Below are 23,801 nucleotides of genomic sequence, written 5' to 3'. Positions count from 1 at the left end.
ATTATTGTTGTCGGGTCTTGCGCCATCTAACGTCAGACATCGAACAATGTGGGAGCGGGCTTGCCCGCGATGGCAATGGGTCAGGCACAGCCTCTACAAACTGATGCGCCGCCATCGCGGGCAAGCCCGCTCCCACATTTGATCTTCGTCGCGCATAAAGTGTTGTTCACAACTGTTCATTGTCAACCCCGGCAGTGTTCAGTTGTTCAGCCGGATTGTTCACTCCTGAACATCATGATTCACCCATCTCCTTACACATCAAGCGCTTGCGGTATTGGCACGAAACTCGCTCTGACAACGGACCAGATTCATTCCAATAATAAAAAGGTCGTGTCATGTCATTGACCCTGGAACATGTCTCCCGCGTTGTCGACGGCCAAACCTGGATCGACGACGCCAACCTGCGGTTCGAAGCCGGTTCTTTCAACGTCCTGCTCGGTCGCACCCTATCCGGCAAGACCAGCCTGATGCGCCTGATGGCCGGCCTGGACAAGCCCGACAGCGGCTGCATCCTGATGAACGGCGTGGATGTCACGCAAAAGCCGGTGCGCCTGCGCAATGTGTCGATGGTCTACCAGCAGTTCATCAACTACCCGACCATGACCGTGTTCGAGAACATCGCCTCGCCGTTGCGCCAGGCCGGTGTGTCCCAGGAGGTGATCCAGAGCAAGGTGCTGGAAACCGCCAAGATGCTGCGCATCGAGAAATTCCTGCAGCGTCACCCCCTGGAATTGTCCGGTGGCCAGCAGCAACGCACCGCCATGGCCCGCGCCCTGGTGAAAGACGCTGAACTGATTCTGTTCGATGAGCCGCTGGTCAACCTGGACTACAAACTGCGCGAAGAGCTGCGTCAGGAAATGCGCGAACTGTTCAAGGCGCGCCACACCATCGCGATATATGCCACCACCGAGCCCAACGAGGCCCTGGCCTTGGGTGGCACCACCACCATTCTTCATGAGGGGCGGGTGATCCAAAGCGGCAAGGCCGCCGAGGTCTACCACCAGCCGCAAACCGTCCTCGCCGCTGAGCTGTTCTCCGAGCCGCCGATCAACCTGATGCCAGGGCGCATCAGCGGCAACGAAGTGAGTTTCGCCAACTTCGTGCATTTCCCACTCAATGTTGACCTGCGTCCTATCGGCGAAGGCGAATTCCGCTTTGGCGTGCGCCCCAGCCATATCAGCCTGGTACCCAGTAATGATGATGACCTGGAGCTGGCGGTGACCGTGGAAGTCGCCGAGATCAGCGGCTCGGAAACCTTCCTGCATGTGCGCAGTGAGCACTTCCTGCTGGTGCTGCACCTGCCGGGGGTGCATGAATACGATGTCGACGCGCCGATCCGTGTGTATATCCCCACCCATAAACTGTTTGTGTTCGATGGTCAGGGCCGCTTGGTCCAGGCCCCCGGACGCCGTGTCGCGAGGGTTGCCTGATGGCCGAGATCCATTTGCGTAACCTGGCCCATAGCTATAGTCCTACACCCACAGGGCCAGAAGACTACGCCATTCGGGAAATGAATCATGTGTGGGAGCAGGGCGGTGCCTACGCCTTGCTCGGGCCGTCGGGCTGCGGCAAGTCCACGCTGCTCAATATCATTTCCGGCCTGCTCAGCCCGTCCGAAGGCCAGGTGCTGTTCGATACCCAAGTGGTCAACGATCTCACTCCAGAGAAACGCAATATCGCCCAGGTGTTCCAGTTCCCGGTGGTGTACGACACCATGACGGTGTTCGACAACCTGGCGTTCCCGCTGCGCAACCAGGGCATGGCCGAAGCGAAAATTCACAGCAAGGTGCAGGAAATCGCCGAAGTCCTCGACCTGCAAAACCTGCTGAGCAAAAAAGCCCGCAACCTCACCGCCGACGAAAAACAGAAAGTCTCCATGGGCCGTGGCCTGGTGCGCGATGACGTGTCGGCGATCCTGTTCGACGAGCCGCTGACGGTGATCGACCCGCACCTGAAGTGGAAACTGCGGCGCAAGCTCAAGCAGATTCACGAGCAGTTCAATATCACCATGGTCTACGTTACCCACGATCAACTGGAAGCCTCCACGTTCGCCGACAAGATCGCGGTGATGTACGGCGGGCAAATCGTGCAGTTCGGTACGCCGCGTGAATTGTTCGAGCGGCCCAGCCACACCTTCGTCGGTTATTTCATCGGTAGCCCTGGGATGAATCTGATCGAGGTGCAGGCCAAGGCTGGCGGTGTAGGGTTCGCCAATACCCTGTTGCCGCTGTCCGAAGCGATGCAGCAACGTCTCAACACCACCGACTACAAAAAGCTCCAGGTCGGCATTCGTCCGGAATTTATCCACGTATGGGACGAGTACAACCCTGACGCCCTGCAAGCCGACGTCGTACATGTGGAAGACCTGGGCACCTACAAGATCATGACCCTCAACCTCGACGGCGCCACCCTCAAGGTGCGCCTGGCCGAGGACAAGCCGGTGCCGGAAGGCAAGGCTTCCATCAGCTTCCCGACGCAATGGCTGATGCTCTACGCCGACGATTACCTGCTGGAGGTGGCGCCATGAACAAAGTGCAGAACAACAAGGCCTGGTGGCTGGTGTTGCCGGTGTTCCTGCTGGTGGCGTTCAGTGCGGTGATCCCGATGATGACCGTGGTCAACTATTCGGTGCAGGACATTTTCGACCAATCCAGCCGCTATTTCGTCGGAGCCGACTGGTACAAGCAGGTGCTACTCGACCCGCGCCTGCACGACTCGCTGCTGCGCCAGTTCATCTACTCGGCCTGCGTGCTGTTGATCGAGATCCCACTGGGCATCGCCATCGCCCTGACCATGCCCACCAAGGGCCGCTGGTCCTCGCTGGTGCTGATCATCCTCGCCATTCCCTTGCTGATTCCGTGGAACGTGGTCGGCACTATCTGGCAGATTTTTGGCCGTGCCGACATCGGCCTGCTGGGCTCGACCCTCAACGCCCTGGGCATCAGCTACAACTACGCTGCCAACACCATGGACGCCTGGGTCACCGTACTGGTGATGGATGTGTGGCATTGGACCTCGCTGGTAGCGCTGCTGTGCTACTCAGGTTTAAGGGCCATTCCGGACGTGTACTACCAGGCTGCGCGGATTGATCGTGCATCGGCCTGGGCGGTGTTCCGACATATCCAGTTGCCGAAGATGAAAAGCGTGCTGCTGATCGCGGTGATGCTGCGCTTCATGGACAGCTTCATGATCTACACCGAACCCTTCGTGCTCACCGGCGGCGGGCCGGGTAATGCCACCACTTTCCTGAGCCAGACGCTTACCCAGATGGCCGTCGGCCAATTCGACCTGGGCCCGGCGGCGGCGTTTTCCCTGGTGTACTTCCTGATCATCCTGTTGGTGTCCTGGCTGTTCTACACCGCCATGACCCATTCCGACGCCAACCGCTGAGGCCGCCAACATGAGCAAGCGCAAGCTGATTCCACTACTCGTTTACATCCTGTTCCTGCTGGTGCCGATCTACTGGCTGCTGAACATGTCCTTTAAGAGCAACACCGAAATCCTCGGCGGCCTGACCCTGTTTCCGCAGGATTTCACCCTGGCCAACTACAAGGTGATTTTCACCGACCCAAGCTGGTACACCGGCTACCTCAACTCGCTGTACTACGTGAGCCTGAACACCGTGATCTCCCTGAGCGTGGCGTTACCAGCGGCGTATGCGTTCTCGCGCTATCGCTTCCTGGGTGACAAGCACCTGTTCTTCTGGCTGCTGACCAACCGCATGGCGCCGCCGGCAGTGTTCCTGCTGCCGTTCTTCCAGCTGTATTCATCCATTGGCCTGTTCGACACGCACATCGCCGTGGCCCTGGCCCATTGCCTGTTCAACGTGCCGTTGGCGGTATGGATCCTGGAAGGCTTCATGTCCGGCGTACCCAAGGAAATCGACGAAACCGCCTACATCGATGGCTATAGTTTTCCCAAGTTCTTCGTGAAGATTTTTATCCCGCTGATTGGCTCCGGTATCGGCGTCACGGCGTTTTTCTGTTTCATGTTTTCCTGGGTCGAACTGCTGCTGGCGCGCACGCTCACCTCGGTCAACGCCAAGCCCATCGCAGCGGTGATGACCCGCACGGTGTCGGCGTCCGGCATTGATTGGGGCGTGCTGGCAGCGGCGGGGGTGTTGACCATCCTGCCGGGCATGCTGGTGATCTGGTTTGTACGCAACCACGTGGCCAAGGGCTTTGCCCTGGGCCGGGTCTAGAGGAGTCGATGATGGAATGGATGGCCTGGACCACCCCCACTGCGCTGTTCTTTGGCGGCATTGCCCTGATTCTGGCGGGCATGACCACTTGGGAATTACGTTCGCCGAGTATCCCGCGGCGCGGTTTGCTGCCGATCAGCACCACCCGTGGGGATCGCTTGTTTATCGGTCTTCTCGGTAGTGCCTACCTGCATTTGCTGGTCATTGGCGTTACCGACTGGAGTATCTGGGTGGCGTCCGCGCTCTCCCTTGTTTGGCTGTTGAGTGTGATGCGTTGGGGCTAGCAAGCTCGCTCCTGCAAGCCCCGTTTGAAACTAACCTGGAGGTCTCTATGTTGAATAAAAACAATAAGCTGCGACATAGCATTTCATTGGCCGCCGTACTGGCCCTCAGTGGTTTGAGCGCTTCGGCCTGGGCTGATGCGTATGAAGATGCCGCGAAAAAATGGATCGGCAGCGAGTTCAAACCCTCGACCCTTACCGAAGCCCAGCAGTTGGAGGAGTTGAAGTGGTTTATCAAGGCGTCGGAGCCGTTCCGTGGGATGAAGATCAACGTGGTGTCGGAAACCCTCACCACCCACGAGTACGAATCCAAGGTGCTGGCCAAGGCCTTCAGTGAAATCACCGGCATCAAGCTGACCCACGACCTGCTGCAGGAAGGCGACGTGGTGGAGAAGCTGCAAACCCAGATGCAATCCGACAAGAATATCTATGACGGCTGGGTCAACGATTCCGACTTGATCGGTACGCACTTTCGCTACGGCAAGACCGAGTCCATCACCGACCTGATGGCCAACGAAGGTAAGGATTTCACCTCGCCCACTCTGGACCTCAAGGACTTTATCGGCCTGTCTTTCACCACCGCGCCGGACGGCAAGATCTACCAGTTGCCCGACCAGCAGTTCGCCAACCTCTACTGGTTCCGCGCCGACTGGTTCGAGCGGCCGGAGCTGAAGGCCAAGTTCAAGGAGAAATACGGCTACGACCTGGGCGTGCCGGTGAACTGGTCGGCTTATGAAGACATCGCCAAGTTCTTCAGCGAAGACGTCAAGGAAATCGACGGCAAGCGCATTTATGGGCACATGGACTACGGCAAGAAAGACCCGTCCCTGGGATGGCGTTTCACCGATGCCTGGTTCTCCATGGCCGGCGGCGGCGACAAAGGCTTGCCCAACGGCTTGCCGGTGGACGAGTGGGGCATCCGTGTAGAGGATTGCCACCCGGTGGGCTCCAGCGTCACCCGCGGCGGCGACACCAACGGCCCGGCGGCGGTATTCGCCACGCAGAAATACGTGGACTGGATGAAAGCCTACGCGCCACCGGAAGCGGCGGGCATGACCTTCTCCGAATCCGGCCCGGTGCCGTCCCAGGGCAACATCGCCCAGCAGATCTTCTGGTACACCGCGTTTACCGCCGACATGGTCAAACCGGGCCTGCCGGTGGTGAATGCCGATGGTACGCCGAAATGGCGCATGGCACCGTCCCCAGTCGGGCCGTATTGGGAAAAGGGCATGAAGAAGGGCTATCAGGACGTAGGTTCCTGGACCTTCCTCAAGTCCACGCCCGAAAAGCAGAAACTCGCGGCCTGGCTCTACGCGCAATTCGTGACCTCAAAAACCGTGTCGCTGAAGAAAACCATCGTTGGCCTGACGCCGATTCGTGAGTCCGATATCAACTCCCAGGCCATGACCGACATGGCGCCCAAACTCGGTGGCCTGGTGGAGTTCTACCGCAGCCCGGCCCGCACCGAGTGGTCCCCGACGGGCACCAACGTGCCGGACTACCCGCGCCTGGCGCAACTGTGGTGGAGCAACATCGCCGCAGCGGCCAGCGGCGAGAAAACCCCGCAACAGGCGCTGGACAACCTGGCCAAGGAGCAGGATGCGATCATGACGCGCCTGGAACGCTCCAAGGTGCAACCGGTGTGCGGCCCGAAAATGAACCCCGAGCGTGACGCGCAATACTGGTTTGACCAGCCGGGCGCGCCGAAGCCGAAACTGGCCAACGAGAAGCCCAAGGGCGAAACCGTGAACTACAACGACCTGCTCAAGCAGTGGGAGGCGGCGCGTAAGTAACAGCGCCATCTCAACCCCTGTAGGAGCGAGCTTGCTCGCGAAGAACTCACCGACGCCGCGTTTATTCAGGAAGCACGCGTTATCGTTGACGTTTTTCGCGAGCAAGCTCGCTCCTACAGGCATTTTTTGGTTTTGTGAGCCCTGACAAACGACCGCTTATCCCTCCCAACCCAACCTCATTTGAATTTTCCGCACGCCCCGAGGCTCTGCATTTTAGAAGCGCGTGATGTTGAGCGCTCTTGCGGGGCCACCTTGTGGGAGGCCCGTTGTAACGGACTTTGCGGAAACTGCCATCATGACACTCCTTACAGCGCTGTCTGGCCAGCCGGCCTCTCTCACCGACTCGGCCCAGGGCCGCCATCAACGGGTCTACCAACAGCTGCATGGCGAAACCCAAGACGCCACCGAACTGGCGCGTGAATACCTGGCCGATCAATTGGCCCTGGTAGAGGCCACCGACTGCGACTTGCCAGAGGCCCCCGAACAGCTGCTGGCCTGGGTCGAGCAGCGCTGCGCCGAGGTGGCCCAGGCCTATGCCGACTATCTGGAACAGCGTCGAAACGGTGGGCCACGGCGGTATTTCCAGAACAAGGCCCATGCGTTGTATTTCCTGCAGTGTGTGGCGCCGACCAAACAGGTCGACGGCGCCTGGCTATACGGCTTGCTGCGCTATTGGCAAGACCAGCGCTTCGACGGCCTGCTCACCACTTACCTGGAAGAATTGGGCGACGGTGAAGCTGCGCAGAACCATGTGGTGATCTACCGCAAGTTGCTCAGCGAGCACGATGCCGACAGCGACGCCGGCCTTGAGGATGACCATTACCTGCAAGGCGCGCTGCAACTGGCGCTGGGCGTTTGCGCCGACGAGTTCCTGCCGGAGGTCATTGGCTTCAACCTGGGTTACGAGCAACTGCCGCTGCACCTGTTGATCACCGCCTATGAACTCAGTGAGCTAGGCATCGACCCTTATTACTTCACGCTGCATGTCACCATCGACAACGCCAGCAGTGGCCACGCGTGCAAAGCTGCACAATCGGTGCTGAACCTGTTGCCGCTGGGCGAGGGCAGGGCAGACTTCTATCGCCGTGTGGCGGCAGGCTACCGTCTGAATGATTTGGGCCTGGGTACCACGTCTATCATCAAACAATTCAACTTGCAGGACGAGGTGGTGGCGATGCTTGAGCGCAAGCGCGCCTTCGGCCAGCACATGCATTCGGACTATTGCCGCTTTGAAGGGCAGACCGTCAACCAATGGCTGGCCCGGCCTGGGCAGATCGGCGCTTTCCTCAAGGCCCTCGAAGACAAAGGCTGGATCAAGCACAACCAGGACCCCACCAACAGTCGCTTCTGGCAATTGATCGAGGGCGCTGGCGCCGCGATGTTCGGGGTGTTCAGCGGTTATGAAAAACAACTGATCCATGACTGGATTGCGGGTGAATGGGTTGCCAGCGAACGCGTGCCGCCCGTGCGGCCGGGACGCGGCAGCCGGTTTTCCCGCGAGCAGCATCGTCCCGCGGATCCTGATACCCAGGCCCTGGCGGAGTCATTGTGCAACTTGCCCGATGAGCAACAGCTCAATGCGCTGATCCCGTGGCTGTCGGCCCGCCGTCACTGCACGCCTGCCGGGCTGTATGCCACTCGCCGCTTTATCCAACTGCGTGCGCGCCTGCGCTAAGGAATGTGCCTATGTCTGCGCAACAACTGGCTGATCGTGCCTTGTTGAAATTGGGCCGCGGGTTGAAGGAGGGTGGTTATCGCTTTATCACGCCAACGCCCTTGACCCATGAGCGTGTCTATCGGCGGCTGGCGACGCCCCTGGCAATGACGCTGCGCGATGTGTTCGGTTGGTCGATGCCGTTCGATCAAGGCCTGTTGCCCGAGGCCCTGCGTGGAGAATTGCAGCAAGCGGATGTGATCGAAAAGCACGGCGCGCTATGGCGCAGCGCAGTGCGATGGTCGAGCCTCGACGAGCTGCTGTTCGCCCATTCGCCTTATCCCACCGACCAGGCGGACGCGGTGTTTTTCGGCCCCGATAGCTATCGCTTTGCCCAGGTAATCGAAGCTTACCTGCAACAACGTTTCGAGCCGCTCAAGCGCGCCGTGGACATCGGCTGTGGCGCCGGCGTCGGCGCGCTGGTGATTGCTAAAGCCCGGCATGACGCCCAGGTGCTGGCGGTGGATATCAACCCCCGTGCCCTGCGCATGACCGCGGTGAATGCCGAGCTGGCCGCGCTGAATAACGTCAGCGTGTACCACAGTGACGTGCTGGCCAGTGTGGAGGGCGAATTCGACCTGATCGTCGCCAACCCGCCGTACATGAAAGATGACCGCCAGCGCGCCTATCGCCATGGCGGCGGCGCCTTGGGGGAGCAGTTGTCGCTGCGCATCGTCAGTGAGTCCATCGGGCGCCTGGCCCTGGGCGGTAGCCTGCTGCTGTATACCGGGGTGGCGATGGTGGCCGGCAGCGACCCTTTCCTGGAGGCGGTCAAGCCACTGCTAGGCAGCGACGCCTACGGCTGGACCTACCGCGAACTGGACCCGGACGTTTTCGGTGAAGAACTGGAAAAGCCCGGCTATGAGCAGGTGGAGCGCATCGCCGTGGTCGCACTGACTGTCACCCGATTGCGCTGAATACCCGATGCTCACCTTTGGCATTGAAGAGGAATACTTCATCACCGACCTGCACAGCCGCCAGATGGTCGGCGAGCCCTCGGCGGCGGTGCTGGCAGCCTGCCGCGAAGCGATTGGCGCAGGCTTCTCGTTTGAGATGTTCCAGGGCCAGATCGAGGCGGCCTCTCCGGTGTTCACCTCCAGCGCCGAAGCGGCGGACTACTTCCGAGCAGTACGCCGCAACCTGGCGCAATCCCTGGCTGAGTTCGGCCTCGGTGTGGTGTGCGCCGGCAGCCACCCCCTGGCCGATTGGCGTGGGCAACAGCCGACCGATCAGGCGCATTTCCGGCAACTGTTCGACGATATTCAATATGTAGCGCGGCGCAGTGTGTTGTGCGGGCTGCATGTGCATGTGCAGGTGCCGCAAACGCTGGACCGTATCGCGGTGATGAACCAGGTGTCGCCGTGGCTGCCGTTGTTGCTGCTGCTCAGTTGCTCATCGCCTTTCTGGGACGGCGCGCCCAGCGGCTTTATGAGCTACCGCCAGGCCGCGTGCGACGAGTGGCCCCGCATGGGCGTGCCGGAGCACTTTAGCGACTGGGCCGAGTACCTGCGCTACCTGGCCCTTTTGCAGCGCATCGGCGCGATCAAGGCCGATGGCAATGGCTGGTGGGGCATTCGCCCGGCGGCGCGTTACCCCACCCTGGAACTGCGCATGACCGACGCCTGCCCACGGCTGGCGGACGCCTTGGCCCTCGCCACGCTGTTTCGGGTGATGGTTACCCATGCCTGCGCGATGCAGCGCCCTGGAGCCAGGTTCAGTGCCGAGGCGCGCTGGCTGCTCAAGGAGAATCGCTGGCAGGCCAAGCGTTATGGGGCCGCTGGCACCTTCGCTTTGGACGACGCAGGCACCCTGGGCAGCGCTGAGCAATGGCTGCAAGGCGCCAGGCAGACCTTTGCCGCCACCGCTGAGGTCATGGGCGAGCCGCTGCTGTTCGATACCCTGCAGGCGCTGCTGCGACGCGGCAACAGCGCGGCCGAGCAGTTGCGCTGGCAGGCCCAGGCCCAGGCCAGCGGCGCCGATGCGCTTGCCAGCTTGCGCCAGGTGGTCGACCTGCTGTTGGCCCAGACTCGCGGCGACCATTGATCGGGTCTTGATCGAGGTTGATGGAACACTGAGGGGGCTGCTCTGCCCTTAATGAATAACCCCTCAACGGCAGGAGCGCAGAGCATGCGAGCGATGACTTACCAGGGCGCACACAAGGTGCAGGTGGATACCGTGCCCGATCCGATGATTGAACAACCCGACGACATCATTCTGCGGGTCACCGCCACCGCGATCTGTGGCTCGGACCTGCATCTGTACCGGGGCAAGATCCCGACCGTGGAGCACGGCGATATCTTCGGCCATGAGTTCATGGGTATCGTCGAAGAAACCGGCCCGGCCGTCACCGCCGTGCAACCCGGCGACCGCGTGGTGATTCCGTTCGTGATTGCCTGTGGCGATTGCTTTTTCTGCCAGCTCCAGCAATTCGCCGCTTGCGAAACCACCAACGATGGGCGCGGTGCGATCCTGAATAAAAAAGCCATCCCGCCGGGTGCCGCGCTGTTCGGCTACAGCCGTTTGTATGGCGGCATTCCCGGCGGCCAGGCGGAGTGGGTGCGGGTGCCCAAGGCCAACACCGGGCCGTTCAAGGTGCCCGGCACCCTGGCGGATGAGAAGGTGCTGTTCCTCTCCGATATCCTGCCCACCGCCTGGCAGGCAGTGACCAATGCCGGCATTGGCAAAGGCTCTAGTGTGGCGATTTATGGCGCCGGGCCGGTGGGCCTGCTCAGTGCGGCTTGCGCACAAATGTTGGGCGCCGAGCAGATCTTCATGGTCGACGACCATCCGTATCGTTTGGCCTATGCGCAGAAAATGTACGGTGTGATCCCGATCAACTTCGAAGAAGACGAGGACCCGGCTGACACCATCATCCGCCAGACCGCCGGCATGCGCGGCGTCGATGGCGTGGTGGACGCGGTGGGGTTCGAGGCCAAGGGCAGCACCACGGAAACCCTGCTCACTGCCCTCAAGGTCGAAGGCAGCAGCGGCAAGGCTCTGCGCCAGTGCATCGCCGCCGTACGCCGTGGCGGCGTGGTCAGCGTCGCCGGGGTGTATGCCGGGTTTATCCATGGCTTCATGTTCGGCGATGCCTTCGACAAGGGGCTGACCTTCAAGATGGGCCAGACCCATGTGCAGCGGTTCTTACCGGAGTTGTTGGAGCACATCGAGCTGGGGCATCTGCACCCGGAGGCGATCATCACTCACCGGCTGCCCCTGGAGCAGGCGGCGCGGGGGTATGAGCTGTTTGATAAAGCCGAAGAGGAATGCCGCAAGGTGATCCTGCTACCGGGTGGGAGCGACCGGCCGCTGACCGAGCCAGTGGACGAACTGACCCCTGAGTTGCGCGTACAAGGTGTTCCCGGGTTCTAGGCCAATAACCGGAAAAATGTGGGAGCTGGTTTGCCTGCTATAGCGGTGGTTCAGTTGAATATTCAGTGAGTGACACACCGCCTTCGCGGGCAAGCCCGCTCCCACAGGGGATCTGTGCCGGACGCTGATTTTGTGGGCAATGCATGACCAATGTGGGAGCTGGCTTGCCTGCGAAGACGGCATGACAAGCAACACCTATCTACCTGACACCCCACAATCCTACTGTGGGAGATTCTATGGTTGAGGGGCAACCCTCAACCAACTTTTGGCTGATATTCGCTTTGCCCTTTCAGCAGAGCGAACACCACCCTAGCAAGCTTGCGGGCCAGTATTACCAGCGCCTGTGTGGTGCTATAGCCTCGCGCCCTCTGTGCTTGATAAAACGCTTTCCATGTCTCTGTTCGGCTAGCCGCCATCGCTGCGTTATGCAGCAGGCGCCGAGCTTCTGAGTCGCCGCGCTTACTTAAACTACGACGACCATCCTTCTGTCCTGACTTGTTGACGCGCAAATCCATACCAAGAAAGGCGATAAACGCGTCCGAATTCCTGAACTCTCCCCGTTGGAAGGTGGCAATCAAACGCGCGCCAGTCAAAAAACCGATGCCTTCGACTTTCAAGCAACGCTTCAACTGACCCAGTAAACCTGCTTCTTTCAGGCAGTCACTGATCATTTTTTCGATTAACCCTTCCAGTCTCTGCATCGACTTCACCTGCTCGGCAAACGAGGCCTTAAGAAGCGGCTCGTTCGCCCAGCTTTGCGTCAGGCTGACGCGCGCCTGAACCAAGGCTGCGCGCCGACGAAACAGGCTTAGAAGATGGCGATACAGCGGTGATGGAGGTGTCCAGGGACGCAGTTCGTCTGCCTCCTTTCTCAAATAGCGGACGAGCAACTTGGCATCCAAAGCATCGGTCTTGGCCCGGATCTTCACGCTTTCGCGGTAATGCTTGAGCTCATAACCTCCAACCATGTAAACCACGCAACCAGCTTCATGAGCTAGATCAGCAAACTCCAAGTGGTAGATATTGGTGGCTTCAATTGCGATGGCCACTTTGCAGGACAAGGCCTTCAGCCATTTTTTGATAGCGGCTTTGGTGTTTGGGATTGTTTCTAACAAATCGACTTCAGCGTGATAAATCACCAGTTCATTCTTAGCGACATCGACGCCTACGATTGGCTTTGAGACAGAAACTGGCATTGCCATGGGGCTTCCTCCGGGCTAAGGTTTTGAGCACTTGAAGGGCTCACCCAGAGGCGCAGGCTTGTTCCTATCGTCGGTCATAGCCAGATGCATTCTTTATCGGCGCTTGGGTGAAAGGAGGAGGGGCGAAATCTCCCACGGTCTGTACTGCGTCAACAGTCAGAATCGGGCTTTGTCCCTTCTCCTCCCTTCAAGTCCTAGCATACAAGCGGGCTTGCTCGCGAAGGCGGCCTGACAGTCAACACAGTTGGAATGTGTACATATCCATTGCTGCGGTAACGGCCACTGTTACTGCACTACCGCTTTCGCAGGCAAGCCAGCTCCCACATGGATCTTCTTTGCTTCAAAAGTGGTATTTCCCACATTAGCCTGTGTCAGGCCGTGGCTTGCGGCTGGATGCGCAGTTCGCCGTCGACATCCTTGACCAGCCCACTGGCCACAAACAACGGCGCCAGGCGTTTGTGCAACTGCGGCTCGACAAACTCTTTCACCGTATCCAGCGCCAACACGCCACTGAGCGGCAGCTCGGCTTTGGTGTACGACAACCATGCCTTTTTCAGCGCCATCAATACATCACTGCCTGCCGTCGAAGCGAAGCGGCGGTGCACGGGCTTACCTTCGAAGGCGAAGGTATGTTGGAACTCATAACTACTTTCATCACCACCGCTGGCCGTGCAGCGCACGCAGGTGCAAGGGCCGTCACCGAAGGCGCTGCGCAGGTAGGCGTTGAAGTCCACCACGGGCTTGAGTGACAGGCGCTTATCAACCTCGAACAGGTCCCCGGTCATTTTTTCGTCAGTGTTCAACGTCCATTTCCTCGCAGTCGGTTGCTGTGTTTCAAAGCGCGGCACAATACCAGCCGAGCGTCGGTTTGGGGATTATTTGCGTCGTGAGGGAGGGTCAGCGGAAGAATTCACCGGGGGTGGAATCGAACTGCTGACGAAATGCATTGATAAAGGCTGAGGTCGATTCATAGCCACACCCCAATGCCACATCCGTCACCCGCTCGCCTTGTTCCAGGGCGGGCAGAGCGCTCAACAGGCGCAGGCGCTGGCGCCATGCGCGAAACGTCAGCCCGGTGTCACTCAGGAACACCCGACTCAGGGTCTTTTCACTCACCTCCAGCTTTCGGCTCCACTCGCCCAACGTCGTCTGCTGCTCGGGATGCAGGTTGAGGCTGCGGTAGATCTGTCGCAGCCGTGGGTCGTGAGGCAGTGGCAACATCAAATCCACCTGGGGTGCGGCGGCGAGTTGATCGAGCAGTACCTGAGCCAGGCGCCCGTCCGGCCCGTCCTCGGTATATTCCACCGGCAATTGGCTGAAGTTGCGGATCAGCTCGCGTAGCAAACTGCTCACCTCCAGCACCTGGCAACGCTCGGCGGCCCAGGCGGTGACGCTGCAATCGAGGTATAAGCTGCGCATTTCCGTATGGGGTGAACTGAACACCCGATGGGGCATGCCGGCCGGAATCCACACCGCGCGCTGCGGTGGTGCGACGAAACGGCCAACGCTGGTCTGGATCTCCAGCACTCCGGAAATCGCGTAGGACAGCTGCACCCACGGGTGGCTGTGGCGTCGCGTCAGCGCACGGTTGGGCAAGGATTCAGTACGCCCGTACACCGGCCTCGGCAGGCTGGAAAGCCCTGGGACACTGCGGCGAACGGCTTTTTCATGTCCTTTAGGCGGCATTTACTGGCTCATTGGCGTTAGTCGGTAACAGGTGGTTACGTTAGAGTCGTCGCGACGCTCTTGGCAACCCCTGGAAGAATTGCTTATGACCCGGCCCCGGTTTCTCCCCGACAACTTCACCCTCACTCTGATCGCCACGGTGATCCTCGCCTCACTGCTGCCCGCCAGCGGCCAGACCGCCGTGGCGTTCGGCTGGGTCACCAACCTGGCCATCGCGCTGCTGTTTTTCCTGCACGGCGCCAAGCTGTCGCGCAAGGCTATCGTCGCCGGTGCCGGCCACTGGCGTTTGCATTTGCTGGTGTTCAGCCTGACCTTCGTACTATTTCCGTTGTTGGGCCTGGCGCTCAAGCCAGTGCTGTCGCCGTTGATCGGCAACGAGCTGTACATGGGCATGCTCTACCTCTGCGCCTTGCCGGCCACTGTGCAATCGGCGATTGCCTTTACCTCCCTGGCCCGCGGCAACATCCCGGCGGCCATCTGCAGCGCGGCGGCGTCCAGCCTGTTCGGCATCTTCCTGACGCCGCTGCTGGTAGCGCTGCTGCTCAACGTGCATGGGGATGGCGGCTCCACAGTCGATGCGATTGTCAAAATCAGCGTGCAGTTGTTGCTGCCGTTCATTGCCGGGCAAGTCGCCAGCCGCTGGATTGGGGGCTGGGTCGGGCGTAACAAAGCCTGGCTCAAGTTCGTCGACCAGGGCTCGATTCTGCTCGTGGTCTACGGGGCTTTCAGCGAGGCGGTCAACGAAGGCATCTGGCACCAGATCCCGCTGTGGGAATTGGGCGGGTTAGTGGTGGCCTGCTGCGTGTTGCTGGCCCTGGTGTTGGCGGCGTCTACGCTGCTGGGCAAGGCGTTTGGTTTTAACCAGGAAGACCGCATCACCATCCTTTTCTGCGGCTCGAAGAAAAGCCTGGCGACCGGCGTGCCGATGGCGCAGGTGCTGTTTGCCGGGGCGAGCATGGGCGTGTTGATTTTGCCGTTGATGCTGTTTCACCAGATCCAGTTGATGGTCTGCGCGGCGTTGGCCCAACGCTATGCCCAGCGGCCGGAGGGCATCCCCGAGTTAATGGGGCAGGTGGATCCGTGATGCACCTCTCATACGCGGGTAAATAAGCTCAAGTTAACCGGCGTGACGACGACTTACTTCTTAACTAACCCAAGAAGGAGTGTCGGCATGAACGTTCGTCGTGTAGCGGTAATGACTGGCCTTCTGGGGCTGTGGGCAAGTACCTGCGGCGCCGCACAAACCGTGGGGCAGGGCACCATCAGGTTCAGCGGCGCCATTGTCGAGTCAGGGTGTGCGACAAATGCGCGCAGCGGTTCGGTGATGGAACTGCGCGGCTGTGCCCAATCCAGTCGTGGCAGCCGAATCGAGGTGCGCAGTGTGGCGCCGGTTGTCAGTGTCGATGCACCCCATGTGCGGCTGGTGGCGGACAGCGGCAAGGGGCGCTATTACGATCAGCGCTATGTGTTGGTAGACAGCGCCGGCAAGCTCATCCAGTCAGGCAACTACATCATTACCATGACTTCGCCGTAGGCCGCCGGGCGACGATCCGCAGCAACAGCGGTGCGAGAAACCTATAGAATGGTCGGCGGCGGCGCTTGTCCTGGGTGGCCGCTTGATCACCGTCAGAGTACCGCGCCCGTCAATGAGCCTTTCAGCCGCAACCCCACAAGCCAATTGGCAACCGGTCATCGCCCTTGCGCTGGCCGCGTTTGTGTTCAATACCACCGAATTTGTCCCCGTCGGGCTGCTCAGCGCCATCGGCGCCAGCTTTGACATGCCCGTGGCCAGCGTCGGCCTGATGCTCACCATTTATGCGTGGATCGTGTCGCTGACCTCGCTGCCGGTGATGCTGCTGACCCGCAACGTCGAACGGCGCAAATTGTTGATTGTGCTGTTCGGTCTGTTTATCGCCAGCCATATCCTCTCCAGCGTCGCCACCAGCTTCGGCTTGCTGATGGTCAGTCGGGTCGGCATCGCCCTGGCCCATGCGTTGTTCTGGTCGATCACGGCTTCGCTGGCTGTACGCCTGGCGCCAGAGGGCAAGCAGGTGCAGGCCCTTGGCTTGCTGGCCACCGGCACATCCCTGGCGATGGTGTTGGGCATTCCCTTGGGCCGCCTGTTGGGCGAGGCCATGGGCTGGCGCACTACCTTCCTGGTGATCGCCGCGTTCGCCGCCGCCCTGGTGTTCTGGCTAGGGCGCACCTTGCCGCTGCTGCCCAGCCAGAACTCCGGCTCCCTGCGCAGTCTGCCGCTGCTGTTCAAGCGTCCTGCGCTGGTGGCGCTCTATGTGCTGACCGCAATGACCGTTACCGCGCAATTCACCGCCTACAGCTACATCGAACCCTTCGTCGAAGGCGTCGCCGGCCTGGGCGGCAGTGCCGTGACCCTGATCCTGCTGGTGTTCGGTGGTGCTGGCATCATCGGCTCGTTGTTGTTCAGCCTGGTGCATCGCCTCAACCCCCACCTGTTCGTGATCGGCGCAGTGTCTATCCTCGCCGCGTGCCTGGCGCTGATGCTGCCGTTGAGCGGCGCCGAGTCTTACCTGGTGGGGCTGAGTATTTTCTGGGGCATGGCGATCATGGGCTTTGGCCTGGCCATGCAGTCCAAGGTGCTGGTGCTGGCACCGGATGCCACCGATGTGGCCATGGCGATGTTTTCCGGGATCTACAACATCGGCATCGGCGGTGGTGCGTTGATGGGCAGTTGGGTCGGCAGCCACTTCGGCTTCGCCTGGATCGGCGCGGCGGGCGGTTTGCTGGCGGGGTTGGCGTTGGTGGGGTATTGCCTGGCGATTCGGCGGTTTGGGCAGGGTGGTGCCCCGATGCCAAGCTGATCGCCCCGTATCCACCGGATAACTGCAGACTTAATGTGGGAGCTGGCTTGCCTGCGATGGCGGTGTGTCAGTCATTGCATCTGTTTCTGCACTATCGCTTTCGCAGGCAAGCCAGCTCCCACATTTGATCTTCACTGCCTTGAGCAATGCGTTCGCTTAACTGACTGTCCTACGCCACCGGAATCAACGGATCCGCCGCCGCCAGTGCCACTGCTCTATCCGCCGCCGGTGGGTAGATCCACACGCTATTGATCTGCTGTTTGAGTTCCTTGGCTTCCTGGCCCACCAGCTTGAGCTGACGGTCCCAGCCTTCGGTGTACACCGCGCCCCAAGCGCCGAGGTCGAGGCAGGTCACGTATTTGGGTTGGCTGTAGGCCATGGGGGCCACGCCGATCAGATCGGCGGCGACGTTGTTGCCGGCGTAGCGGCCCAGGGCGATGGCGTGCTGGCAGGACATGGCAGCGAAGTTGCCCAGCGCGTCTGTGGCGGCGTAGGCCACGTCGCCAGCGGCGAAGATGGCAGCCTGGCCCTTGACTTTGAGGTGGGCGTCCACGTGCAGGCGGCCCTGGGGATCGCGGGTGCCCTCAACCTGTTCGGTCAGCGGGTTGGCGCGAAAGCCGATGGTCCAGATCACGGTGCTTGATTCAATCCGCTGCCCATCCGCCAGGGTCACGCCACCGGCATCCACCGAGGCGACCGAGGTGTTCAGTACCCATTCAATCCCCAGCTCGCGGCTGGCTTCGATGATCGAGGGGCGTATGCCATCGCCCATCGACGCGGCAATCTGCGGCCCGCGGTCGACCACGATCACACGGATGTTGGCCGTCTCACCCAGTGCCGCACGCAGGCGCGCCGGCATTTCGGTGGCGGTCTCGATACCGGTAAAGCCGCCGCCGGCCACCACCACGGTATTGCGGGCCGGACTGTCGGGCAGATTTTTGAGGGCCTTGATATGGGCCTCAAGGCGCGCGGCGTCTTCGATCTGATCCACATCGAACACATGCGCGATGCCGTCCATGTCTGGGCGGTTCAAGCGGCTGCCGGCAGCCACTACCAGGCGGTCGTAGCTGAGGGTGGCCGGGATGCCGGCCGCGTTGCGGTAGGTCACTTGCTTATTAGTGGCGTCGATGCTGTCGGCGGCGCCTTGCACAAAGGTCACGCCTACGGCGTCGAACAGCGCATCAAGCGGGGCCAGCATGGTATGTACATCGGGCTCGTAGAACCGCGGGCGGATACGCAGCTCCGCTTGGGGGGCGAGCAGGCTGATGCGCACATCGTTGCGGTCGTGTTTATCCAGTAGCCGAGCCGCGCTCAAGGCGCTCCACACGCCACCGAACCCGGCGCCAATGATCAGAATGTGTTGTTTCATGGGGTTGCTCCAGAGACCAGATAAGCCGCAAGGCATTGCCGGATCACTGTAAAAGCAGCAGGGCCTGTCCGAAAGGACATATAACCCTGGATGACTGCCACCTCTGCCGGCCTAGCGGGAAAAGCGCTCGCGGTAGTCGCGCGGTGAGATGGCCAGGTGGCGGTGGAAGGTGCAGCGCATGCGTTCTTCGTCGCCAAACCCGCACAGCCCGGCGATCTGCTCGATGCTGCGCTGTGAGTCTTCAAGCATGCGGCGCGCCGCTTCCATGCGAAACAGCTCAATGGCCTTGGCCGGGGTGCGACCGGTTTTTTGCTTATACACCCGGGCAAAATTGCGTGGGCTCATATGGCTCTGCGCGGCCAAGCGTTCGACGCTGAGGTCACTGTCGCGCAGGTTGTCGCTGATCCAGGCATGCAGCGCATCAAAGCCGGCGCTGTCGGCGGTTTGCGCTTGCAGCACCTGGCTGAACTGCGCCTGGCCACCGGGGCGCTTGAGGAACACCACCAGTTCGCGTGCCACTTGCAGCGCCACTTCGCGCCCGCAGTCGGCCTCCACCAGCGCGAGCGCCAGGTCGATCCCGGCACTGACGCCCGCCGAGGTCCACACCTGGCCCTGCTGCACGAAGATCGCGTCCACGTCCACCTCGATGCTCGGGAAGCGTTGCTTGAGCAGCTCGCACATGGCCCAATGCGTCGCCGCGCGGCGACCCTCCAGCAAGCCCGCCAACGCCAGCAAAAACGTGCCGCTGCACACCGACGCGGTACGTCGCGCCTGACCGGAGGCGTTGCGCAGCCAGTCCACCAGCGCAGTATTGTCCAGCATGGCTTGCTCAATGGCGGGCGCGCCGGGTACCACCAGGGTGTCGATGGTGGCTGGGTCCAACTGCGCTAAAGCCACAGTGTCGACGCTCAAGCCTTCGGCGGTTGGCATCAGCCCGCCCGCCAGGCTGGCATTGTGCAGCACATAACCTTGCAAACCGCGTTCGGCCATGGCCTTGGTGGCGGCCCAGAACACCGTTTGCGCGCCGGTCAGGTCGAGCAAACCCATCTGCGGATACGTCAGGAACACCAAGGTGCGCGGTTGGGCCAATGGGGAGAGTAGGGTCATACGCTGGCCAGTTGCTCGATCTGACTCAAGGTGCGCAAGTGTGCACCCATGCCCCTGGTAAATGGCTTGAGTTGTTCAACTTTGGACGTCATGACAGTGGTCTCCGGTAAAGGGGCAGGGCGCTGTTTTACCATGCCCCCCAGACAGTTTAAGCAGTCGCGCAGCGTTTGGTCTTGGTTGAATACTGTTTTGGCCAGGCCCTTCTGCAAACGTCGGTCAGGATTCACCGTTCTGATCGCCTCTGTTTGTTACTATCGCCATCCCGTCAACCGGAGTCGCCGCCCTATGCAACAACAGTGGGATGAAATGCACCGCACCCGCAAGCCCACGTTCGTCCTGTGTGGCGAGCCCCAGGGGGATGTGCTCAATCTCTATGTTCACGGTTACTCGGCGTTCTTCAACCGCCAGCAACTGGGCAACTTCAAGCAGCAGTTGGCGGGTATCGAAGGTTCGACCAACTTGATGCTGTTCTGGCCGGCGGGGCATTTTCTGGAAAACCTGTTTGCACCGTTCAAGGACGTGCTCGCCTCGCTGCTCGGCGGTGGCGGCCTGGGCGCGGCGACGGTGGGCGTGGGCAAGGCTATTGCCTATTTTCTCGACCATTACAAAAGTGTCGAGGCACGGGTGGATGAAGTGGCCAAGACCTTGTTGCCCGAACTGGCCGGCTACCTGCACAACCAGGCGCTGCCGGTGCGGCGCATCAACCTGATCGGCCATTCCCTGGGCGCACGCATTCTGGTCAAGAGCCTGCTGGCCAGCCCCGAGATCGCTCGCGAATTGCCGTTGAATAACCTGTTGTTGATGGGTGGGGCGATCTGTACCTCGAGCCCCTGGGACGAGGTGTCGGCGCCGCTGAAGGGGCGGTTGATCAACTGCCATTCCAGCAAGGACTGGGCGCTGGCCATGAAGCCCGATACCGAGCGTTGCATCGGCCGCTATGCGATTGACGTGACGCCCGCGCTCAAGGCCAAGGTCACCAATGTGCACCTGGCCAGTTTCGATCATGCCGCCTATTGGCCGCAGTTGAAGACGGTGGTGCAGTACACCGATTTGCTGCAGGAACGGCGCGGCATGATCCGTGTGGACTCGCGCAGCAGTGACGTGCGGTTTGCCGAAGCAGACGTGGACCTGTACCCGGCGTTGGTGCAAGCGCGGCCGGAGGAGCTGAAGTTTCTTGCCGAACTGATGGCGCAAAAGCGCAGTGCCGCGATTGATGCCAGTGTGCGTGAGCCGTTGAAACTGGCCATTGAATTGCAGCGCATGGGCGGTGATAGCTTTATGAACCTGGCCCGTGGCCATGGCGTGGGCTATCGCCAGATTGCCGAAGATGTGGCGCAACGCCTGGGCATCAAGTTCGACCAACCACTTGAGCATGTGGCGCTTGCCGAGATCGAAGGGCAGGTCGCAGAAACACTGATCGAGCAGTACAAGGACAAACTCAGCCGCGCTGATCGTCAGGCGTTCGAGGCCGAGCTCAAGGCGGCGGCACAAAAAGAGCAGGGGTTGTTCAACCGCTTGGATGTGGGCCGTTCGGCTACCGCAGCCTTGAGCGGCACGGCGTTGGCCGGGCTGACCGGGTTTATCCTGCGGCGCGGTGCGGCCACGGCGATTCCGGTGGTGGGCCAGGCGCTGGCTGCGGCGATGTTGCTGGTCAGCGGCGTTCGGGCGTTTTCCGGCCCGGCGTATTCGATCACCACTTTGGCGGTACTGGTGGTCGGCGTGATCCGCCAACGCATGGAGCGCGAGGCGCTCAACCAGGAACTGGAGCTGGTGGTGCAAGTGGTGGAAGCGTTTGACCTGCCGCGAGACACGGTGATGCGCACGGTCGCGTCCGACTGATAAGCTGCTGCCCAAGTCTTGTGTATTTGCCTGGAATACCGCGTGAAATTCAGCCTGCCGAAAATCGCCACCGCCCCGTTCTGCCCGCCGGAAGTGGCCGGCTCTGTCGCTGTTGATCCCAAGGCCTCGTTTTTTAAACGGGTGCTGATGTTCGCTGGCCCCGGCCTGTTGATCTCCATCGGCTATATGGACCCCGGCAACTGGGCAACGGCCATTGAGGCCGGTTCACGCTACGGCTATAGCCTGTTGTTTGTGGTGCTGCTGGCCAGCCTGGCGGGGATGGCGGTGCAATGCCTGTGTTCGCGGCTGGGCATCGCCACTGGCAAGGACCTGGCGCAACTGTGTCGTGAGCGCTACAGCCAGCGCTCTGCTCGTACCCAGTGGGTGTTGGCGGAAATCTCCATCATCGCCACAGACCTTGCCGAAGTGCTCGGCTGCGCCCTGGCGTTTCACCTGTTGCTGGGCGTGTCGCTGACCACCGGCATTGTCATCACTGCATTCGACACGCTGTTGATCCTGGCCCTGCAAAATCGCGGTTTTCGGCGCCTGGAAGCGATCATGCTAGCGCTGGTCGCCACCATCGGCGTGTGCTTTTTCATCGAACTGGTGCTGATCAAACCCTACTGGCCCGACGTGCTCAGCGGGTTCACCCCGTCACTGTCGGCCATCAGCGATGCGGCGCCGTTGTACCTGGCCATCGGCATCCTCGGCGCCACGGTCATGCCCCATAACCTCTACCTGCACACCTCTATCGTGCAGACCCGCCTGATCGGCAAGGACCTGGCGAGCAAGCAGGATGCAGTCAAGCTGGCGCGTATCGATACCATCGGCTCCCTGGCCTTGGCGCTGTTGGTCAACGCCGCGATCCTGGTGCTAGCCGCAGCGGCCTTCTACAAGACCGGCCATACCGATGTGGTGGAAATCCAGGACGCCTATCACCTGCTCGACCCCTTGGTCGGCGGTGCTTTCGCCAGCATCCTGTTCGGTATCGCCTTGCTGGCTTCGGGCCAGAGTTCGACCTTTACCGGCACCATCGCCGGGCAAGTGATTATGGAGGGTTACCTCAACCTGCGCATACCCTGCTGGCAGCGCCGCCTGATTACCCGTGGGCTGGCGCTGATCCCGGCGTTTCTCGGGGTATGGCTGATGGGTGACGATGCTATCGGCAAGCTGCTGATTCTCAGCCAGGTGGTACTGAGCCTGCAATTGCCCTTTGCGTTGTACCCGTTGATCCGCATGACCGGCGACAAGCAATTGATGGGGCCGTTCGTCAACCGGTTGCCCACGCGGCTGCTGGCGTGGTTTCTGTTCGCGGTGATCAGTGGGGCGAATGCGTGGTTGATCGGGCAGTGGTTGTTCTGAGCCAGGGTTGAGTCATGTGCTCTTTTTCTCAACCCGGCCTTCGAACAGTTTGCGCTCCGTCAGGGGGCGGTCACACTCACCGATCCCAATACGGCACCGTCCCAAAACACTCCACGAAATAGTCGATCACCGTGCGCACCTTCAGCGACAGCCTGCGGCTGCCCGGCCACAACGCAGCGATCTGTTGGGGCTCCAGGGTTGTCGCGACCTCGTACTCACTCAGCACCGCCTGCAAGGTACCGGCGCGCAGGCTTTCGCCAATCAGCCAGGACGGAAACACCACCAGGCCCAGGCCTTGTTCGGCGGCGTGGGTGAGGGTGTCGGCGTGGTTGCCGGTGATGGGGCCGCTGACGCTGTACGCAGTCCAGTCGCCTTGGCCGCGGCGGAAGAACCAGCGCTGCTGACCGGTGATGCCTTTGTAGGCCAGGCAATGGTGGTGGGCCAGTTCGTCAGGGTGGCGCGGCGTGCCATGTTGGGCCAGGTAAGCAGGGCTGGCCGCGATGCGAAAGCGTTGCGGCGCGAAGATGCGCGCCTGCATGCCCGAGTCATTGAGCACGCCGATACGAAACAGCAGGTCGGTGCCATCTTGCAGCGGGTCGACGAAGGTGTCGGTTTGCTGGATATCCAGCTGCAACTTCGGGTAGCGCCGGCACAGCGCTCCCAGCCAGGGTGCAAGGTGGCGCTGGCCGAACACCATGGGCGCGTTGATGCGCACCAGGCCGCTGGGCTCGCTGTCTTGCTCCTGCAGGGCCTGGTTCGCCGTCTCCAACTGCTCCAGTAGCAAGCGTGCGTGGCGGCCCAGCAGGCGGCCGGCTTCGGTGGGGCTGACGGCACGCGTATGGCGGTAGAGCAATTGCTGGCCGACGGCCTGTTCCATCAGTTGAATCTGCCGCGAAATGGAGGAGGGCGCCAGGCTTTCGCGGCGGGCCACTTCGGAAAAGCTGCCTTGGTCCAGCACGGCCACAAACAGGCGTAGCGCCTTGAAACTCAGTTCATTCAAGCCCTGCATCATCTCTCCAGGCTGTGCGTTTTACGCAA

21 protein-coding genes are annotated in these 23,801 nt (G+C 61.0%); 15 read left to right on the top strand and 6 right to left on the bottom strand.

What is annotated here, in order from left to right:
- Positions 1 to 335 precede the first annotated feature (335 nt).
- From AB9N64_RS05850 to AB9N64_RS05805, 10 genes are all read left to right on the top strand, one after another.
- Complete coding sequence (locus AB9N64_RS05850; protein ID WP_105227134.1) at positions 336 to 1,430, top strand: ABC transporter ATP-binding protein; 1,095 nt, start codon at positions 336 to 338, stop codon at positions 1,428 to 1,430.
- Entirely contained in the window at positions 1,430 to 2,527 is a 1,098-nt protein-coding gene (locus AB9N64_RS05845; RefSeq protein ID WP_032902868.1) for an ABC transporter ATP-binding protein, read from the top strand. Before AB9N64_RS05850 ends, AB9N64_RS05845 begins: the two co-directional genes overlap by 1 nt.
- The gene (locus AB9N64_RS05840; RefSeq protein ID WP_003192014.1) at positions 2,524 to 3,390 is read left to right on the top strand and encodes a carbohydrate ABC transporter permease; all 867 of its coding nucleotides are present in this window, start codon (positions 2,524 to 2,526) and stop codon (positions 3,388 to 3,390) included. Before AB9N64_RS05845 ends, AB9N64_RS05840 begins: the two co-directional genes overlap by 4 nt.
- Before the next feature lie 10 nt (positions 3,391 to 3,400).
- Positions 3,401 to 4,201, top strand: coding sequence for a carbohydrate ABC transporter permease (locus tag AB9N64_RS05835; protein ID WP_003192012.1), 801 nt, complete (start codon positions 3,401 to 3,403; stop codon positions 4,199 to 4,201).
- A gap of 11 nt (positions 4,202 to 4,212) precedes the next feature.
- Positions 4,213 to 4,485 (top strand): DUF2160 domain-containing protein, encoded by a 273-nt coding sequence (locus tag AB9N64_RS05830; RefSeq protein WP_014718862.1) that lies wholly within the window; start codon positions 4,213 to 4,215, stop codon positions 4,483 to 4,485.
- Between the two features lie 47 nt (positions 4,486 to 4,532).
- The gene (locus tag AB9N64_RS05825; protein WP_003192009.1) at positions 4,533 to 6,275 is read left to right on the top strand and encodes an ABC transporter substrate-binding protein; all 1,743 of its coding nucleotides are present in this window, start codon (positions 4,533 to 4,535) and stop codon (positions 6,273 to 6,275) included.
- A 295-nt stretch (positions 6,276 to 6,570) separates the two neighbouring features.
- Positions 6,571 to 7,950, top strand: a complete 1,380-nt coding sequence (locus AB9N64_RS05820) for an iron-containing redox enzyme family protein (protein ID WP_371360049.1) — start codon at positions 6,571 to 6,573, stop codon at positions 7,948 to 7,950.
- Between the two features lie 11 nt (positions 7,951 to 7,961).
- On the top strand, positions 7,962 to 8,906 hold the full coding sequence (locus tag AB9N64_RS05815; protein ID WP_371360048.1) for a methyltransferase: 945 nt from the start codon (positions 7,962 to 7,964) through the stop codon (positions 8,904 to 8,906).
- A gap of 7 nt (positions 8,907 to 8,913) precedes the next feature.
- A complete protein-coding gene (locus AB9N64_RS05810; protein ID WP_371360047.1) occupies positions 8,914 to 10,032 on the top strand; it encodes a carboxylate-amine ligase in 1,119 nt (372 codons plus the stop codon).
- A gap of 84 nt (positions 10,033 to 10,116) precedes the next feature.
- Complete coding sequence (locus tag AB9N64_RS05805; protein WP_060766987.1) at positions 10,117 to 11,361, top strand: zinc-dependent alcohol dehydrogenase; 1,245 nt, start codon at positions 10,117 to 10,119, stop codon at positions 11,359 to 11,361.
- Positions 11,362 to 11,615: 254 nt separating this feature from the next.
- On the opposite strand, the gene AB9N64_RS05800 is transcribed toward AB9N64_RS05805, so the two are convergent.
- From AB9N64_RS05800 to AB9N64_RS05790, 3 genes are all read right to left on the bottom strand, one after another.
- Entirely contained in the window at positions 11,616 to 12,557 is a 942-nt protein-coding gene (locus AB9N64_RS05800; RefSeq protein ID WP_172832683.1) for a transposase, read from the bottom strand.
- Between the two features lie 377 nt (positions 12,558 to 12,934).
- On the bottom strand, positions 12,935 to 13,366 hold the full coding sequence (locus AB9N64_RS05795; RefSeq protein WP_371360046.1) for a hypothetical protein: 432 nt from the start codon (positions 13,364 to 13,366) through the stop codon (positions 12,935 to 12,937).
- Positions 13,367 to 13,460: 94 nt separating this feature from the next.
- Positions 13,461 to 14,249 carry a helix-turn-helix domain-containing protein gene (locus AB9N64_RS05790; protein WP_014718855.1) on the bottom strand — a complete coding sequence of 263 codons (789 nt, stop codon included), beginning with the start codon at positions 14,247 to 14,249 and terminating at the stop codon, positions 13,461 to 13,463.
- Between the two features lie 85 nt (positions 14,250 to 14,334).
- Here AB9N64_RS05790 and AB9N64_RS05785 point away from each other — a divergent pair, with 85 nt between their 5' ends.
- The 3 genes from AB9N64_RS05785 (at position 14,335) to AB9N64_RS05775 (ending at position 17,086) form a co-directional block, all read left to right on the top strand.
- Positions 14,335 to 15,333 (top strand): bile acid:sodium symporter family protein, encoded by a 999-nt coding sequence (locus tag AB9N64_RS05785; RefSeq protein WP_058410387.1) that lies wholly within the window; start codon positions 14,335 to 14,337, stop codon positions 15,331 to 15,333.
- A gap of 87 nt (positions 15,334 to 15,420) precedes the next feature.
- Positions 15,421 to 15,783, top strand: a complete 363-nt coding sequence (locus AB9N64_RS05780; protein ID WP_014718853.1) for a type 1 fimbrial protein — start codon at positions 15,421 to 15,423, stop codon at positions 15,781 to 15,783.
- Between the two features lie 112 nt (positions 15,784 to 15,895).
- Positions 15,896 to 17,086 carry a sugar transporter gene (locus AB9N64_RS05775; RefSeq protein WP_014718852.1) on the top strand — a complete coding sequence of 397 codons (1,191 nt, stop codon included), beginning with the start codon at positions 15,896 to 15,898 and terminating at the stop codon, positions 17,084 to 17,086.
- A 169-nt stretch (positions 17,087 to 17,255) separates the two neighbouring features.
- On the opposite strand, the gene AB9N64_RS05770 is transcribed toward AB9N64_RS05775, so the two are convergent.
- Entirely contained in the window at positions 17,256 to 18,455 is a 1,200-nt protein-coding gene (locus tag AB9N64_RS05770) for an NAD(P)/FAD-dependent oxidoreductase (protein WP_130175103.1), read from the bottom strand.
- A gap of 111 nt (positions 18,456 to 18,566) precedes the next feature.
- Positions 18,567 to 19,562 carry a GlxA family transcriptional regulator gene (locus tag AB9N64_RS05765; RefSeq protein ID WP_019816812.1) on the bottom strand — a complete coding sequence of 332 codons (996 nt, stop codon included), beginning with the start codon at positions 19,560 to 19,562 and terminating at the stop codon, positions 18,567 to 18,569.
- A 285-nt stretch (positions 19,563 to 19,847) separates the two neighbouring features.
- Here AB9N64_RS05765 and AB9N64_RS05760 point away from each other — a divergent pair, with 285 nt between their 5' ends.
- Both AB9N64_RS05760 and AB9N64_RS05755 read left to right on the top strand, forming a co-directional pair.
- Complete coding sequence (locus tag AB9N64_RS05760; RefSeq protein ID WP_019816814.1) at positions 19,848 to 21,401, top strand: DUF726 domain-containing protein; 1,554 nt, start codon at positions 19,848 to 19,850, stop codon at positions 21,399 to 21,401.
- A 42-nt stretch (positions 21,402 to 21,443) separates the two neighbouring features.
- Positions 21,444 to 22,763: an Nramp family divalent metal transporter gene (locus AB9N64_RS05755; protein WP_003191984.1), complete on the top strand. Its 1,320-nt coding sequence runs from the start codon at positions 21,444 to 21,446 to the stop codon at positions 22,761 to 22,763.
- Between the two features lie 76 nt (positions 22,764 to 22,839).
- Here the strand turns inward: AB9N64_RS05755 and AB9N64_RS05750 are convergent, their stop codons facing one another.
- Entirely contained in the window at positions 22,840 to 23,772 is a 933-nt protein-coding gene (locus tag AB9N64_RS05750) for a LysR family transcriptional regulator (RefSeq protein WP_014718847.1), read from the bottom strand.
- Between the last annotated feature and the right edge of the window lie 29 nt (positions 23,773 to 23,801).

The sequence above is a fragment of the Pseudomonas sp. KT_2_4 genome, assembly GCF_041410225.1.
Taxonomy (GTDB): Bacteria; Pseudomonadota; Gammaproteobacteria; order Pseudomonadales; family Pseudomonadaceae; genus Aquipseudomonas; species Aquipseudomonas paracarnis.
This window is presented reverse-complemented; position numbering and strand designations above follow the sequence as displayed.

Coding starts and splice junctions, on each gene's coding strand:
- AB9N64_RS05850 (WP_105227134.1), top strand. CDS start 336: ATGTCATTGACCCTGGAACATGTCTCCCGCGTTGTCGACGGCCAAACC.
- AB9N64_RS05845 (WP_032902868.1), top strand. CDS start 1,430: ATGGCCGAGATCCATTTGCGTAACCTGGCCCATAGCTATAGTCCTACA.
- AB9N64_RS05840 (WP_003192014.1), top strand. CDS start 2,524: ATGAACAAAGTGCAGAACAACAAGGCCTGGTGGCTGGTGTTGCCGGTG.
- AB9N64_RS05835 (WP_003192012.1), top strand. CDS start 3,401: ATGAGCAAGCGCAAGCTGATTCCACTACTCGTTTACATCCTGTTCCTG.
- AB9N64_RS05830 (WP_014718862.1), top strand. CDS start 4,213: ATGGAATGGATGGCCTGGACCACCCCCACTGCGCTGTTCTTTGGCGGC.
- AB9N64_RS05825 (WP_003192009.1), top strand. CDS start 4,533: ATGTTGAATAAAAACAATAAGCTGCGACATAGCATTTCATTGGCCGCC.
- AB9N64_RS05820 (WP_371360049.1), top strand. CDS start 6,571: ATGACACTCCTTACAGCGCTGTCTGGCCAGCCGGCCTCTCTCACCGAC.
- AB9N64_RS05815 (WP_371360048.1), top strand. CDS start 7,962: ATGTCTGCGCAACAACTGGCTGATCGTGCCTTGTTGAAATTGGGCCGC.
- AB9N64_RS05810 (WP_371360047.1), top strand. CDS start 8,914: ATGCTCACCTTTGGCATTGAAGAGGAATACTTCATCACCGACCTGCAC.
- AB9N64_RS05805 (WP_060766987.1), top strand. CDS start 10,117: ATGCGAGCGATGACTTACCAGGGCGCACACAAGGTGCAGGTGGATACC.
- AB9N64_RS05800 (WP_172832683.1), bottom strand. CDS start 12,557: ATGCCAGTTTCTGTCTCAAAGCCAATCGTAGGCGTCGATGTCGCTAAG.
- AB9N64_RS05790 (WP_014718855.1), bottom strand. CDS start 14,249: ATGCCGCCTAAAGGACATGAAAAAGCCGTTCGCCGCAGTGTCCCAGGG.
- AB9N64_RS05785 (WP_058410387.1), top strand. CDS start 14,335: ATGACCCGGCCCCGGTTTCTCCCCGACAACTTCACCCTCACTCTGATC.
- AB9N64_RS05780 (WP_014718853.1), top strand. CDS start 15,421: ATGAACGTTCGTCGTGTAGCGGTAATGACTGGCCTTCTGGGGCTGTGG.
- AB9N64_RS05775 (WP_014718852.1), top strand. CDS start 15,896: ATGAGCCTTTCAGCCGCAACCCCACAAGCCAATTGGCAACCGGTCATC.
- AB9N64_RS05770 (WP_130175103.1), bottom strand. CDS start 18,455: ATGAAACAACACATTCTGATCATTGGCGCCGGGTTCGGTGGCGTGTGG.
- AB9N64_RS05765 (WP_019816812.1), bottom strand. CDS start 19,562: ATGACCCTACTCTCCCCATTGGCCCAACCGCGCACCTTGGTGTTCCTG.
- AB9N64_RS05760 (WP_019816814.1), top strand. CDS start 19,848: ATGCAACAACAGTGGGATGAAATGCACCGCACCCGCAAGCCCACGTTC.
- AB9N64_RS05750 (WP_014718847.1), bottom strand. CDS start 23,772: ATGCAGGGCTTGAATGAACTGAGTTTCAAGGCGCTACGCCTGTTTGTG.